This window comes from Microbacterium sufflavum, from assembly GCF_023101165.1.
Lineage (GTDB): Bacteria > Actinomycetota > Actinomycetes > Actinomycetales > Microbacteriaceae > Microbacterium > Microbacterium sufflavum.
This window is the reverse complement of the sequence record NZ_CP078076.1, coordinates 2,623,461-2,638,162: the sequence shown is the minus strand read 5'-3', so window position 1 is coordinate 2,638,162 and position 14,702 is coordinate 2,623,461. Positions and strand designations below refer to the sequence as shown.

Below are 14,702 nucleotides of genomic sequence, written 5' to 3'. Positions count from 1 at the left end.
TTTCATAGTTCGGGGAGTGCCGCAAGCTGAACATCCGATGTTTATCGGACGGTGATACGGCGTCACCTCCCCGAAACACGGCACTCCCCCGCTACGCTGACGATGCTCCGAGACGAAGGGCTCCCATGACGAACCCCGCCGACACCCCCGTCGACGATCCGCACACGCGGCGCATCCTCGACCTCGTCGCGCGCGGTCAGGCCCGCTCGCGCTCGGAGCTGGCGGCGACGATGGGCGTCGCCGCGTCCACGGTCGGACTCCGCGTGCAGGCGCTGCTCGACGCCGGCGTGCTGCAGGAGGCCGGAGCCGGCACCTCGCGCGGCGGTCGCCGGCCCCGCGTGCTGCAGATCGCCTCCGACGGCCTCGTGCTCTCCGCCGACCTGGGCGGAAAGCACGCCCGCGTGGGACGGCACGACCTGAGCGGCGCGCTGCTCGACAGCGAGACGATCGCGATCGACGTCGCCGACGGCCCGGAGGCCACGCTCGCGCGGGTCGCCGAGGTGTTCGACCGCCTCGTGGCAGACACCAGGGTGCACGCGATCGGGGTCAGTCTCCCCGGCCCGGTCGACATCGCCACGGGATCCGTCGACCAGCCCTCGCGCATGCCGGGATGGCCGGGCTTCCGCGTAGGCGAGCACCTCGCCGAACGCTACGGCGTTCCCGTCGTCGTCGACAACGACGCGAACCTCGCGGCGCTCGGCGAGCATCGGGAGCAGCTCGGTCACGGACAGCACAGCATCACCGTGAAGGCGGGGACCGCGATCGGCAGCGGCATCATCGTCGACGGTCACGTGCACCGCGGCGCGACGGCCGCGGCGGGCGACATCACCCACACCCGCATCGACGGCAGCGGCGACATCCCCTGCTCGTGCGGCAACACCGGATGCCTGGAGACCGTGGCCAGCGGTGCCAGCCTCGTGCGACAGATGCACGAGCGCGGCAACACCGCCGTCGCCACGACCGCCGACGTGCTCACGCTCGCGCGCGACGCCGATCCCGTCGCGACCACGCTCGTCCGCACGGCGGGCACGCACCTGGGTCAGGCGCTCTCCGGTGTCGTGAACTTCTTCAACCCGCACGCCGTGTTCCTGACGGGCAGCATGAGCGCCTCGGAGCCGTTCATCGCGGCCGTCCGCAGCCGGGTCTACGAGGCCTGCCACCCCCTGGCCACGCAGCGCCTGCGCATCGAGGCGGCGACCACGGGCGCGGACGCGATCCTGTACGGCGCCGCGCGGCTGGCGCTCGAAGGCGTGGAGATCCCGGTGGCGACGGCCTGAGCCGCCGCCACCGCCCGCTCACTCCGCGCGCAGGCGCAGCTCGATCACCGGCACCAGCACGTCGGGACGACGCACGGGCAGATGCACCGTGAGCGTCCCCTCGGCCTCGCCGGCGGGGGTCATCAGATCCGCCTGCTGCTCGGGGTCGGACACCGAGGTGCGCAGCCACGAGCCGTCGTTCAGCAGGCGCGCGTACGTCACGCGGTCGGCGAGCCCGGGAAGGTGCACGAACCCGAGCGGCCAGCTGAACAGGCTGAGGTAGAGGCGGTCGCCCCGCAGCGTGTACACGCCCTCGCGCGGCGGGGTGAACGGGGCGTGCCCTGCACCGATGACCGCGCGCTCGTGCAGCCGCATCCACTCCCCGATCTCCGCGAGCGTCCCGGCATCCCGCGGCGCGATCGCCCCGCGGCCGTCCGGACCGATGTTGAGCAGCATGTTGCCCCCCATCGAGACCGAGTCGACCAGCATCTGCACCAGCAGCGTCGGCGACTTCTGATCGGTGTTGTCGCGGTGGTATCCCCACGATCCGTTGAGGGTCTGGCAGGCCTCCCACACCAGGGGCTCGCCGTCGCGCAGGAGTGGCGCGGTCGGCTGGTACTGCTCCGGGGTGACGAAGTCGGCGGGGATGCCCAGGCGGTCGTTCACCAGCATCTCCGGCTGCAGCTCGCGGCACAGAGCGAGCAGCGCCTCGGCGTCCCAGTCCTCGGGCCCCTTGCCGGCCCAGCCGTCCTTCTCCTCGGGGTAGGTGAAGTCGAAGAACAGGTAGTCGATGTCGCCGTACGCGGTCAGCAGCTCGCGCACCTGGCCGTGCAGATACGCGCGGTACCGCGACATGTCGCGACCCTCGTTGAGCACGTGCGCGTTCTCGTCGTCGCGGCGGGGGTGGTTCCAGTCCACCGTGAAGTCCGGGTGGTGCCAGTCGATCACCGAGTGGTACAGCCCCACCTTGAGCCCCTCGGCGCGGAGCGCGTCGACGTACTCGCGCACGAGGTCGCGCCCGACGGCCGACACCGACGTGAAATCCGTGAGTGCGGAATCCCACAGGCAGAAGCCGTCGTGGTGCTTGGTCGTGAGCACGACGTAGCCCATCCCGCTCTCCTTGGCCGTCCTGGCCAGGGCGGCCGCATCGAACAGATCGGGGTCGAAGTTGTCGAAGTACGGGCGGTAGTCCTCGTCGGTGAGGCGTTCATAGTTCTGCACCCACTCGTGCCGCGCCGCGCCGCTGTACAGCCCGAAGTGCACGAACATCCCGAAGCGGGCGTGATCAAACCATTCCTGTCGCATGCCTCCCATCCTGGCATAGACATCCGATGTTTGACGGACGAATGAGGTCGGGAAACGCGAGACGGGCGCCCCCGAGGGGACGCCCGTTCCTTCGACGATCGACTCAGCGCGCGGCGCTGCCGTCCACGTAGTCCTCGTCCTGCTGCTTCCAGGCGAACAGCGACCGCAGCTCCTTGCCGGTGGCCTCGATCGGGTGCTGCTCCTCCTTGGCACGCAGTGCGAGGAACTCCTCGGCGCCGTTGTCCTGGTCCTCGATGAAGCGCTTCGCGAACGCGCCGGACTGGATGTCGGACAGCACGCCCTTCATGCTCTCCTTGACGCGCTCGTCGATCACGCGCGGTCCGGAGACGTAGTCGCCGAACTCAGCCGTGTCGGAGATCGACCAGCGCTGCTTGGCGATGCCGCCCTCCCACATCAGGTCGACGATGAGCTTCAGCTCGTGCAGCACCTCGAAGTAGGCGATCTGCGGCTGGTACCCGGCCTCGACGAGCGTCTCGAAGCCCGCCTGCACCAGGTGGCTCATGCCACCGCAGAGCACGGCCTGCTCACCGAAGAGGTCGGTCTCGGTCTCCTCGGTGAACGTGGTCTTGATGACGCCGGCCCGGGTGCCGCCGATCGCCTTGGCGTACGACAGCGCGAGGTCCCAGGCGTGACCCGATGCATCGCGCTCGACGGCGATGATGTCCGGGATGCCGCGACCGGCGACGAACTCGCGGCGCACCGTGTGACCGGGCGCCTTCGGGGCGACCAGGATCACGTCGACACCCTCGGGGGCGTCGATGTAGCCGAAGCGGATGTTGAACCCGTGCGCGAACGCGAGGGTCTTGCCCGCGGTCAGGTTCGGGGCGATCGACTCGCTGTAGATCGTGCGCTGGTGCTGGTCCGGCGCGAGGATCATTATGACGTCGGCCCACTCGGTCGCATCGGCGACGGTCTTGACCGGGAAGCCGGCCTCCTCCGCCTTCGCGGCGGACTTGGAGCCCTCCTTGAGGGCGATCGCGACCTCGACGCCCGAGTCGCGCAGGTTCTGCGCGTGGGCGTGACCCTGCGAGCCGTAGCCGACGATCGCGACCTTCTTGCTCTGGATCAGGGACAGGTCGGCGTCGTCGTCGTAGAAGATCTCGGTGCTCACGGTGTGTTTCTCCTTGATTGTGGTTCGGAAGAGTGGGGAATGGTCAGCCGCGCAGGACGCGCTCGGTGATGCTCTTTCCGCCGCGGCCGATGGCCAGGAGACCGGACTGGGCGATCTCCTTGATGCCGAACGGCTCCAGCGCGCGCAGCAGCGCCTCGACCTTGCCCTTGTCGCCGGTGACCTCGATCACCAGGGCGTCGGAGGCGTAGTCGACGACCGACGCGCGGAACAGGTTCACGACCTCGATCACGTTCGACCGGGTGGCATTGTCGGTGCGCACCTTCACGAGCATGTGCTCGCGCTGCACCGAGGTGGTCGGGTCGAGCTCGACGATCTTTATCACGTTGATCAGCTTGTTCAGCTGCTTGGTGACCTGCTCGAGCGGAAGCTCCTCGACGTCGACGACGACCGTGATGCGGGAGATCCCGGGCACCTCCGTCACGCCGACCGCGAGGGAGTCGATGTTGAAGCCGCGGCGGGCGAAGAGCCCCGCGACACGGGTCAGCAGGCCGGGGGTGTTCTCCACCAGCAGGCTCAGCACGTGGGTTGACATGGCTCAGTCCTCCTCGTCGAAGGCGGGCGCGTGGTCGCGCGCGTACTGGACATAGCTGTTGCTGACGCCCTGCGGCACCATCGGCCACACCATGGAGTCGGCGCTCACCACGAAGTCGATCACCACGGGGCGGTCGTTCGTGTCGAGAGCGAGCTGGATGGCCGCGTCGACCTCCTCCTCCTTCTCCACACGGATCGCGAGGCAGCCGTACGCCTCTGCGAGCTTGACGAAGTCGGGGATGCGGACCGTGCCGTGGCCGGTGTTCAGGTCGGTGTTGGAGTGACGGCCGTCGTAGAACAGCGTCTGCCACTGCCGCACCATGCCCAGCGAGGAGTTGTTGATGATGGCGACCTTGATCGGGATGTTGTTGATCGCGCAGGTCGCGAGCTCCTGGTTGGTCATCTGGAAGCAGCCGTCGCCGTCGATCGCCCAGACCTGGCGTTCCGGCTCGGCGACCTTGGCCCCCATCGCCGCGGGGACCGAGTAGCCCATGGTGCCGGCTCCCCCGGAGTTGAGCCACGCGTTCGGACGCTCGTACTTGATGAACTGCGCGGCCCACATCTGGTGCTGCCCCACGCCCGAGGCGAAGATGCCCTCCGGTCCGGTGAGCTCGCCGATGCGCTGGATCACGTACTGCGGCGCCAGCAGCCCGTCGGTCGTCGGCGCGTAGCCGAGCGGGAACTCGTTGCGGAGGCCGTCGAGGTACGACCACCACTCCTCGATGTCGGGCTTCGCGCCACCCGTCGCACCGCGGAATGCGGCGTCGAGGTCGGTCAGCACGTCACGCACGTCGCCCACGATCGGCACATCGGCCGTGCGGATCTTCGAGATCTCCGCGGGGTCGATGTCCACGTGCACGACCTTGGCGTGCGGAGCGAACAGCGCCGCCTTGCCCGTCACGCGGTCGTCGAAGCGCGCTCCGAGCGACACGATGAGGTCGGCCTCCTGCAGCGCCAGCACCGCCGGGACGGTGCCGTGCATGCCGGGCATGCCCAGGTGCTGCGCGTGGGAGTCGGGGAAGGCGCCGCGGGCCATCAGCGTGGTCACCACGGGGGCGCCGGTGGACTCCGCGAGCTCCAGCAGCTCGGCGGCCGCACGACCGCGCACGACGCCGCCGCCGACGTACAGCACCGGCTTCTTGGCCTCGGCGAGCAGGGCGGCCGCGGCCTGGATCTGCTTGCCGTGCGCCTTGGTGACCGGGCGGTAGCCGGGCAGGTCGATCTTGGGCGGCCACACGAACGGGGCGACCGCCTGCTGCGCATCCTTCGTGATGTCCACGAGCACGGGACCGGGACGACCGGTGCCGGCGATCTCGTAGGCGGCCGCGATCGCGCCGGGGATGTCCGCCGCGTCCTTCACCAGGAACGAGTGCTTCGTGATCGGCATCGTGATGCCCACGATGTCGGCCTCCTGGAACGCGTCCGTCCCCATCAGGGTCGAGAACACCTGGCCGGTGATCGCCAGCAGCGGCACCGAGTCCATGTAGGCGTCGGCGATCGCGGTGACGAGGTTCGTCGCGCCGGGACCGGAGGTGGCGATGCACACGCCGACCTTGCCCGACGCGGACGCGTACCCCTCGGCCGCATGACCGGCGCCCTGCTCGTGGCGCACCAGGATGTGGCGCAGCTGCGACGCGTCCATGAGCGGGTCGTACACCGGCAGGATCGCGCCACCGGGGAGACCGAAGACGTCGGTGACGCCGAGCAGCTCGAGCGAGCGCACGACGGCCTCGGCACCGGTGATCTCCGGGGCGGATGAACGGGCGGGCGGCCTCGGCACGGCCGAGACGGTGTCAGCAGTCATGACTTTCCTTCTGGTGAACTGTGGAGGACGCCGGATGCCGATGCATCCGGGTCAGCCGGTGGTCGCTCCCTCGGCGGCGGACCGCACGAGGCGCGAGTACTTGGCAAGAACGCCTCGGGTGTAGCGCGGGGGAAGCGGCTCCCAGCCAGAGCGGCGGGAGGCGAGCTCCGCCTCGTCGACGAGTAGGTCGAGAGAGCGAGCTGCGATATCGACCCGTATCAGATCACCATCGCGCACGAAGGCGATGGGACCAGCGTCCACCGCTTCGGGTGCTATGTGGCCGATGCACAGGCCGGTTGTGCCGCCTGAGAATCGTCCGTCCGTCAAGAGTAGTACATCTTTTCCGAGCCCAGCGCCCTTGATGGCCGCGGTGATCGCGAGCATCTCCCGCATGCCCGGTCCGCCCTTGGGGCCCTCGTAACGGATGACGATGACACTGCCCGGCTCGATCGAGCCCTCGGCGACCGCGTCCATCGCCGCTCGCTCGCGCTCGAACACACGCGCCGGTCCCTCGAACACGGCCGCGTCGAATCCGGCGGTCTTGACCACGGCACCCTCCGGGGCGAGCGAGCCGTGGAGGATGGTGAGGCCGCCCGTCGCGTGGATGGGGTTGTCGAAGGTGTGGATGACCTCGCCGTCGATCGGCTGCGGGTCGAGGTCGGCGAGGTTCTCGGCGAGCGTCTTGCCCGTCACGGTGAGCGCGTCGCCGTGCAGCAGGCCCTCGTCGAGCATGGCCTTCATGATGACGGGGATGCCGCCGTGACGGTCGACGTCGTTCATCACGTACTTGCCGAACGGCTTCATGTCGGCCACGTGCGGCACGCGGTCGCCGATGCGGTTGAAGTCGTGCAGGCTCAGCTCGACCTCGGCCTCGCGGGCGATCGCGAGCAGGTGGAGCACCACGTTCGTGGAGCCGCCGAGGGCCATCGCGAGCGCGATCGCGTTCTCGAACGCCTCCTTCGTGAGGATGTCGCGGGTCGTGATGCCCTGGCGGAGCAGGTTCACCACGGCCTCGCCGGAGCGGTGCGCGAAGTAGTCGCGACGGCGGTCGGCCGCGGGCGGAGCAGCCGAGCCGGGAAGGCTGAGGCCGAGCGCCTCGGCGACCGACGCCATCGTGTTGGCGGTGTACATGCCGCCGCACGCCCCCTCACCGGGAGCGATCGCGCACTCGATGCGCTTGAGGTCCTCCTCGCTCATGAGACCGGCCCGGCACGCGCCGACCGCCTCGAACGAGTCGATGATCGTGACGTCCTTCTCGGTGCCGTCCGAGAGCTTGACCCACCCCGGCGCGATCGATCCGGCGTAGAGGAACACGCTGGACAGGTCGAGGCGGGCGCTGGCCATGAGCATGCCGGGGATCGACTTGTCGCAGCCCGCGAGGAGCACGGAGCCGTCGAGGCGCTCGGCCATCATCACGGTCTCGACCGAGTCGGCGATGACCTCGCGCGAGACGAGCGAGAAGTGCATGCCCTCGTGGCCCATCGAGATGCCGTCCGACACCGAGATCGTCCCGAACTGCAGCGGGTAGCCGCCGCCGGAGTGCACGCCCTCCTTCGCGCCCTGCGCCAGACGGTCGAGGCTCAGGTTGCACGGCGTGATCTCGTTCCAGCTGGACGCGATGCCGATCTGGGGCTTGTCCCAGTCCTCGTCGCCCATGCCGACGGCACGGAGCATGCCGCGGGAGGTCGTGGCCTCGATGCCGTCGGTGACGACGCGGCTGCGGGGCTTGATGTCGATGGGCGCGCTGGAGGAGGGATCATGCGAGGACATGACGAGAGTCTATTCCTGCGCGAGCACCCGTTCGTCCGCACGCGGGCTCCAGAAGCGCGGCGATCTGTTGTGGGGTGTCCACACGCGCGCAGCGGGAGCCGGAGGGTCAGCCCCCGAGAGCGACCTGCCGCTCGTCGGCGAGCGTCTCCAGCAGGGCGCCCACCTGCTCCGGGGAATCCACCCGCAGGGCCGCGGCGCTCTCCCCCGGGCCGACGCGCACGCCGAGGTCGCCCTCGCCGAGCACGCGCATGGCGTCCTCATCGGTTACGTCGTCGCCCGCGAAGAGGATGCCCGTGGCATCGAAGCGCTCACGCAGCGCGGCCATCGCCGCATCCTTCCCCTCCGCTCGGGACGAGAACTCCAGCACCCGGTGACCCGCCCGGCGACGCCAGTGCGGGAACCGCTCGGCGACCAGCGCGTCGATCTCCGCGAACACGCGCTCCTCGGTCTCGCGGTCGGCGCGGCGCGTGTGCACCCCCATGCCGAACGTCTTCGGCTCCAGCTCCGCCCCCTCGTAGCGGTCGATGATCGGCTGCGCGGCCGCCCACAGCTCCTCGCGCGCACCGTCCGCCGTGGGGGCACCCGGCGCATCCGCCGCGCCTTCGCCGGGGAACCAGTACTGTGCGCCGTGCGACCCCGCGAGCGCGATCACCGAGTCGTCCGTGTGCTCGGTGATCTCACGCAGGTCGTGCATGCTGCGGCCGGAGACGAAGGCCACGACGGTGTCGCGCATCGCGGCGAGCCGGGCGATCTGGGTGGCGACCGCGGGATGGGCCCTGGCGGCCATCGGGTCGACGACGAGCGGCGAGGCCGTGCCGTCGAAGTCGAGGGCCACCACGAGCCGGGGGGTCGCGGCCAGCGCGGTCAGGTCGGCGTCGGCGGTTCCGGGGGTCCAGGGGCGCGTCACGGGTTCTCCGTTCGAGGTGCGGGTATCGGGCGGGCTCAGCGACCGCGTACCGCGGCGAGGGCGTCGAGGAAGGAGGTCGACCAGGCGTTCACGTCGTTGTCGAGCACGCGGCGCCGCAGCGACCTCATGCGGCGCGCCTGCTCGGCGGGCGACATCTCGACGGCCTCCATGATGGCGTCCTTGAGCCCGGCGATGTCGTGCGGGTTGACCCGGACGGCCTGGCGTAGCTCGTCGGCGGCACCCGTGAACTCGCTCAGCACCAGCACGCCGTGGTTGTCGGTCCGCGTCGCGATGTACTCCTTGGCCACGAGGTTCATGCCGTCGCGGAGCGCGGTCACGAGCATCACGTCGGCCGCGAGGTAGAGCGCCACCATCTCCTCGCGGGGATAGCCCTGGTGCAGGTAGCGGATGGCGGAGTGTCCGACCGTGTCGTGGTCGCCGTTGATGCGGGCGACCGCGAGCTCGATCTCGTCGCGCAGGTGGGCGTAGGCGTCCACGCGCTCGCGGCTCGGGCTGGCGACCTGGATGAGCGTGACGTCCTCGACGGCCAGGCGCCCGTCCTCGAGGAGCTCGCCGTAGGCCTTGATCCGGTGACCGATGCCCTTGGTGTAGTCGAGGCGGTCGACCCCGAGCAGGATCCGTTTGGGGTTGCCGAGACTCGCGCGGATCTCGGCCGCCCTCGCCCGGACGTCCGGTCGCGCGGCGAGCTCCAGGTACGGCGCCGTGTCGATGGAGATCGGGAACGCCTTGGCGAGCGCGGTCCTGGTCTCGCCGCCCTCGGGCACGGCGACGTTGGCTCCCTTAACCTCATAGCGCAGCCGACGCCGCACCGCCGTGAGGAAGTAGGTCGCGTCCTGCGCCCGCTGGAAGCCGATGACGTCCGCCCCGAGCAGGCCGCGCAGCACCTGGTCGCGCCAGGGCAGCTGCGCATAGAGGCCGTGCGCGGGGAACGGGATGTGGTGGAAGTAGCCGATGGTCACGTCGGGTCGCAGCTCGCGCACCATCTGCGGTACGAGCTGCAGCTGGTAGTCGTGCACCCAGACGGTGCCGTCCTCCGCCACGGCTGCCGCGGCCGCCTCGGCGAAGCGCCGGTTCACCGTCACGTACGCCTCCCACCACTCACGGTGGTACTGGGGTGGCGCGATCACGTCGTGGTAGAGCGGCCAGATGGTGTCGTTCGCGAAGCCCTCGTAGTAGTCGGCGACCTCCTCCGCGCTCAGAGCGACGGGGATCAGATCGATGCCGTCCGCCTCGAACGGGTCCAGCGCGACGTCGGGCTGCCCCGGCCAGCCGACCCAGGCGCCGTGCACACGGCGCATCATGGGCTCGAGGGCGGCCACGAGACCGCCCGGCGAGGTGCGCCATGTCTCTTCGCCGTCGGGGCCCACCACCCGGTCGACGGGTAGGCGGTTGGCGACGACGACGAAGTCAGCAGCGGTCACGGAGAGCTCCTTGGGGGTTTCATCCAGGCTATCGAGGAACCGCGGCGCTCGCCGATCTGCGCTCAGGGCTTGACGGGCGCGCGTCGATGCGTCACGCCGCTGAGGGCCCAGTTCGCGACACCAGCGCCGAACGTGATGGCCGCGGCGACCATGGGCAGCACCAGCGCGGCCTCGGTTCCCGCGCTCTCCGCGAGCTCGCCCGCCACGGCCGCGCCGATGGACTGACCCACGACGACACCGGATCCGAGCATCGTCATGACCGTCGCGGACCGACCGCGTGGGCTGCGTGCCGCGCCGAAGCTGTACTGCGTGACCAGGGTGGGGCCGATGCCGATGCCCATCACGGCCAGCGCGATCATCATGGCCGCGGGGCTGTCGACCACCCAGAGGAGCAGCGTGCCCGCGAGCAGGATCGCGGAGAACACGAGCCACCGCGCCCGCAGCGTGAAGCGGGCGGGGAGCCACGCGACGCCCAGGGCGAGCGCCGCCGATCCCACGCCCATCACGCCATACAGCAGCCCGGCCTGCTCCGGCGCACCGCGGTCGGCCATGAACGACGTGAGCGAGGTGAGCATCGCGCCGAAGAACAGTCCGACGCCCAGGATGCCGAGCACCACGATCAGCAGTCGCGGGCGGAACAGCTCGGACACGGCCGAGGGAGCACGGCCGTCCGCGTCGCGGTCCTGCGACACCTGGCGCCCGCTGGGGTGCAGGGCGAAGGCTCCCACGAAGACCAGCGTCAGGACCGCCGCACCCACCAGCGGGGCCCAGGGCGCGAGAGCGGATGCGAGGATGCCGACCAGGAACGGCCCGAACACGAACACGGTCTCGTCGGCCGCCGACTCGTACGCCATCGTTCCGGACACGGTCCTGGTGCGGCGCTCCTCCGGCATCCGCTCCACGATCAGCGTGACCAGGCGGGAGCGGGACAGCGGGGCCACCTGGGGCGCCGTCGCCCCGATGCCGACCGCGGCGAGCAGGACGAACCCGTCGGCGGCCTCGCCGTACACGACCGCGGTGAACAGCAGCAGCATGGCGGCGTTGCCGACCGCGAGCACGAGAAGCACAGCGCGCTGACCGAACCGATCGGCCGCGGCGCCCAGGAGCGGCCCGAAGCAGGCGGTCCCCAGGCCGACCGCGGCGGAGGTGAGTCCGCCGAGGGCGAGGGAGCCGCGGGCCGAGACCACCACGGTGAGCACGCCGACGACCATCATGGCGAACGGCAGTCGCGCGATGAACGCGATCAGGAAGTAGGGCAGGCCGGCGAGGCGGAAGAGGCTCGGCTCGTGGGCGCGGGCAGGAGGGGTGACGGTGACGTGTGTCATGGCTCTCGCGCGTCGATGACGCGATGTCGGGTGCCGCCGCTGTCCGCCGGAGAGGCCGGCGGCCGGTAGATACACGGTGTGTGCGGCCGCGGGTGACCCGCGACTCCCCCATGATAACGATCCCGCCTGCATGGGCGCCCTGCCAGCACCGCCCTCGCGTTGTCAAGGCAGGGCGAGGGACGGAGGGCGGCGGGTAGCGTAGGGGCATGCGCTACCTCTTCAGCACCGGACTCGTCGCCGCGATCTCGGCAGGGATCTCGCTGCTGCGCGGCACCCGCAACGAACCCATCACCTGGCGCTCGCTCCTGTCGTGGGTGAGCTGGGGCATCACGATGGCACTCGCGGTGGGCGCCGTGGTCGACATGCGTCGCGAGCGCCACGGCGTCCCGGTCGACGCCGACTCCCCGCAGTCCGTCAAGAAGTCGAAGAAGGCGCAGCGGCTGCAGTTCCGGTCGCAGAAGGCCCTCGCCGACGCGCAGGGGCATGCCCAGGACAAGCGGTCCTGACGCGCCCCCACGGCCCGCGGTCGTTCACCGGGTGAGGATGAGCGCCTCGCCCTGCCCGCCGCCGCCGCACAGCCCGACCGCGGCCGTGCCGCCCCCGCGTCGCACGAGCTCGTGAGCCGCGTGCACGACCAGGCGGTTCCCTGACGCTCCGATCGGGTGGCCGATCGCGATCCCGCCCCCGTGCACGTTGACGATGTCGCTGTCGAGGCCCAGTTCGGTCTGCGACCGGGCGACGACCGCACCGAACGCCTCGTTGATCTCCACGATGTCCAGATCCGCCGGCGTGATGCCCTGCTTCTCGCACGCGCGCTCGATCGCCCGTGCGGGCTGCGCCTGCAGCGAGTTGTCCGGCCCAGCGGTCTGCCCGCTCGCGCCGACGGTCGCCAGCACGGGCCAGCCCTTCGCCTTCGCGATGCGCCGCGTCGCCACGACGACGGCCGAGGCGCCGTCGGAGATCTGCGAGGAGTTTCCCGCGGTGATGCTGCCGCCCTCCGCGAACGCGGCACGCAGCCCGGCCAGCGACTCCACGGTGGTGTCGGGGCGCACGCCCTCGTCCCTCGTGACGCGCAGCGGCTCACCGCGTCGCTGCGGCACCTCGACCGGCACGATCTCCGCGTCGAGCACGCCGGACTCCTGCGCCGCGGCGGCCCGCTGGTGCGAGAGCGCGGCGACCGCGTCCTGAGCCTCGCGCGTGAGGCCGAAGCGCTCGTTGTGCCGCTCGGTGGACGCCCCCATGCTCTCGCGGTCGTACGCGTCGGTCAGGCCGTCGTAGGCCAGGTGGTCGAGCACCTCGACGGTGCCGTAGGCCCAGCCGTCGCGCGACCCCATCAGCAGATGCGGGGCCCTGGTCATGGACTCCATGCCGGCAGCCACGACGACCTCGGCGTCGCCGGTGCGGATCATGCGGGCGGCGTCGATCACGGCCGTCAGCCCGGACAGGCACACCTTGTTCACGGAGTGCGCCGGCACGTCCCAGCCGATCCCCGCGCCGATCGCCGCCTGCCTGGCCGCATTCTGTCCCGAGCCGGCGGCGAGCACCTGTCCGACGATCACGGCATCCACGTCGCCGGGGTCGACGTGTGCCTGCTCCAGAGCGCCGCGGATCGCGAACGAGCCCAGCTGCGGCGCGGTGAACGCGGCAAGCTGACCCTTGAGCCGACCCTGCGGGGTGCGCGCGGCGGCGACGATGACCACGTCGTCGTCCGTCACCATGTGGTTGTCAGTCATGGGTGGGGGTCCTTCCGTTCTGCAGTTCCGGGGAGAGGCTGAGGGGCGGTTCCGTGGCGGCGGCGACCTCGTCGATCGTGACACCGGGGGCGAGTTCGACGAGCACCAGGCCGTCGGGCGTCACGTCGATCACGGCCAGGTCGGTGATGATGCGGTCGACCACTCCGCGGCCGGTGAGCGGGAGGGAGCAGTCGTCGACGATCTTCGCCGACCCGTCCTTCGCCACATGCTCCATCAGCACGATGACCCTGCCCGCGCCGTGCACGAGGTCCATGGCGCCGCCCGGACCCTTGACCATCTTGCCCGGGATCATCCAGTTCGCCAGGTCGCCCGCGGCCGACACCTGCATGGCACCGAGGATCGCGGCGTCGATCTTCCCGCCACGGATCATGCCGAAGCTGAGGGCGGAGTCGAAGAATGCCGCTCCGGGGAGCGTCGTCACGGTCTCCTTGCCCGCGTTGATGAGGTCGGGGTCGACCTCCTCCTCGCGCGGGTAGGGCCCGACCCCCAGGATCCCGTTCTCGGACTGCAGCACCACGGTCACGCCGGGCGGCACGTGGTTGGGCACGAGCGTGGGCAGCCCGATCCCCAGGTTCACGTACGAGCCGTCCTGCAGCTCGGCGGCGGCGCGGGCGGCCATCTGGTCTCGCGTGAGCGCCATGTCAGGCTCCTTCCGCCGCGACGGTGCGTCGCTCGATGCGCTTGGGGATGTCGGTGCCGACCTCCACGATGCGGTGCACGAACACCCCGGGCAGGTGCACCGCGTCGGGGTCCAGGTCGCCGGGCTCCACGAGCCGCTCCACCTGCGCGATGCAGATGCGTCCGGCCATGGCCGCGAGCGGGTTGAAGTTGCGCGCCGCCTTGGTGAAGACGAGGTTGCCGTGACGGTCGCCCAGGGCGGCGTGCACGAGGGCGAAGTCGGTGGTGATGGCCTCCTCCAGCACGAACTCCCTCGGCTCCCCGCCCACCTCGAAGGTGCGCACGTCCTTCGCCGGCGATGCGACCGCGATGGAGCCGTCCGGGTGGTAGCGGCGCGGCAGGCCGCCCTCCGCGACCTGTGTGCCCACACCCGTCTGTGTGAAGAACGCCGCGATACCCGCACCGCCGGCGCGCAGCTTCTCCGCGAGCGTGCCCTGGGGCGTCAGCTCGAGCTCGAGCTCGCCGCTGAGGAACTGGCGCTCGAACTCCCTGTTCTCCCCCACGTACGACGAGGTCATCTTCCGGATGCGCTGCGCCGCGAGGAGGATGCCGAGCCCCCAGTCGTCGACGCCGCAGTTGTTGCTGACGATGCTCAGGTCGGTCGTGCCCTGGGCGAGGAGAGCCTCGATCAGGGCGATCGGATTGCCGGAGAGGCCGAACCCGCCGACCGCGAGAGAGGCGCCGTCGGGGATGTCCGCGACGGCCGCGGCGGCGGACTCCCAGTGTTTGTCGATCACGTCTGCTCCTTCGGTTCCGTGCTCTCCTCCAGGATCCGCC

At 70.5% G+C, this 14,702-nt stretch carries 13 protein-coding genes; 2 read left to right on the top strand and 11 right to left on the bottom strand.

Translation table 11 applies throughout. The features are described from left to right. Positions 1-125: 125 nt before the first annotated feature. Complete coding sequence (locus KV394_RS12770) at positions 126-1,277, top strand: ROK family transcriptional regulator (RefSeq protein ID WP_136034949.1); 1,152 nt, start codon at positions 126-128, stop codon at positions 1,275-1,277. Positions 1,278-1,295: 18 nt separating this feature from the next. Here KV394_RS12770 and KV394_RS12765 read toward each other — a convergent pair whose 3' ends face one another. From KV394_RS12765 to KV394_RS12730, 8 genes are all read right to left on the bottom strand, one after another. Continuing rightward, the gene (locus KV394_RS12765) at positions 1,296-2,570 is read right to left on the bottom strand and encodes an alpha-L-fucosidase (RefSeq protein WP_407665443.1); all 1,275 of its coding nucleotides are present in this window, start codon (positions 2,568-2,570) and stop codon (positions 1,296-1,298) included. Positions 2,571-2,664: 94 nt separating this feature from the next. Next, positions 2,665-3,693, bottom strand: coding sequence for a ketol-acid reductoisomerase (gene ilvC / locus KV394_RS12760; RefSeq protein ID WP_136046205.1), 1,029 nt, complete (start codon positions 3,691-3,693; stop codon positions 2,665-2,667). A gap of 43 nt (positions 3,694-3,736) precedes the next feature. Beyond that, positions 3,737-4,246: an acetolactate synthase small subunit gene (gene ilvN, locus KV394_RS12755; protein WP_136036742.1), complete on the bottom strand. Its 510-nt coding sequence runs from the start codon at positions 4,244-4,246 to the stop codon at positions 3,737-3,739. 3 nt (positions 4,247-4,249) lie between these two features. Beyond that, the gene (locus KV394_RS12750; RefSeq protein ID WP_136034957.1) at positions 4,250-6,049 is read right to left on the bottom strand and encodes an acetolactate synthase large subunit; all 1,800 of its coding nucleotides are present in this window, start codon (positions 6,047-6,049) and stop codon (positions 4,250-4,252) included. 51 nt (positions 6,050-6,100) lie between these two features. Next, positions 6,101-7,819, bottom strand: coding sequence for a dihydroxy-acid dehydratase (ilvD, locus tag KV394_RS12745; protein ID WP_136036741.1), 1,719 nt, complete (start codon positions 7,817-7,819; stop codon positions 6,101-6,103). 106 nt (positions 7,820-7,925) lie between these two features. Continuing rightward, positions 7,926-8,726, bottom strand: a complete 801-nt coding sequence (gene otsB / locus KV394_RS12740) for a trehalose-phosphatase (protein WP_136034961.1) — start codon at positions 8,724-8,726, stop codon at positions 7,926-7,928. A gap of 35 nt (positions 8,727-8,761) precedes the next feature. Continuing rightward, positions 8,762-10,168: an alpha,alpha-trehalose-phosphate synthase (UDP-forming) gene (locus KV394_RS12735; protein WP_136046204.1), complete on the bottom strand. Its 1,407-nt coding sequence runs from the start codon at positions 10,166-10,168 to the stop codon at positions 8,762-8,764. Positions 10,169-10,230: 62 nt separating this feature from the next. Continuing rightward, positions 10,231-11,493: an MFS transporter gene (locus KV394_RS12730; RefSeq protein ID WP_247981594.1), complete on the bottom strand. Its 1,263-nt coding sequence runs from the start codon at positions 11,491-11,493 to the stop codon at positions 10,231-10,233. Between the two features lie 206 nt (positions 11,494-11,699). On the opposite strand from KV394_RS12730, the gene KV394_RS12725 reads away from it, so the two are divergent. Beyond that, on the top strand, positions 11,700-11,999 hold the full coding sequence (locus KV394_RS12725) for a hypothetical protein (RefSeq protein ID WP_025103262.1): 300 nt from the start codon (positions 11,700-11,702) through the stop codon (positions 11,997-11,999). 24 nt (positions 12,000-12,023) lie between these two features. On the opposite strand, the gene KV394_RS12720 is transcribed toward KV394_RS12725, so the two are convergent. The 3 genes from KV394_RS12720 to KV394_RS12710 are packed head-to-tail and all read right to left on the bottom strand — an operon-like array spanning position 12,024 to position 14,662. Then, entirely contained in the window at positions 12,024-13,226 is a 1,203-nt protein-coding gene (locus KV394_RS12720; RefSeq protein ID WP_247981593.1) for an acetyl-CoA C-acetyltransferase, read from the bottom strand. Then, positions 13,219-13,887, bottom strand: a complete 669-nt coding sequence (locus KV394_RS12715; protein ID WP_247638697.1) for a CoA transferase subunit B — start codon at positions 13,885-13,887, stop codon at positions 13,219-13,221. The genes KV394_RS12720 and KV394_RS12715 overlap by 8 nt, the downstream gene beginning before the upstream one ends. Before the next feature lies 1 nt (position 13,888). Further along, positions 13,889-14,662, bottom strand: coding sequence for a CoA transferase subunit A (locus KV394_RS12710; RefSeq protein WP_247981592.1), 774 nt, complete (start codon positions 14,660-14,662; stop codon positions 13,889-13,891). Positions 14,663-14,702: the final 40 nt, after the last annotated feature.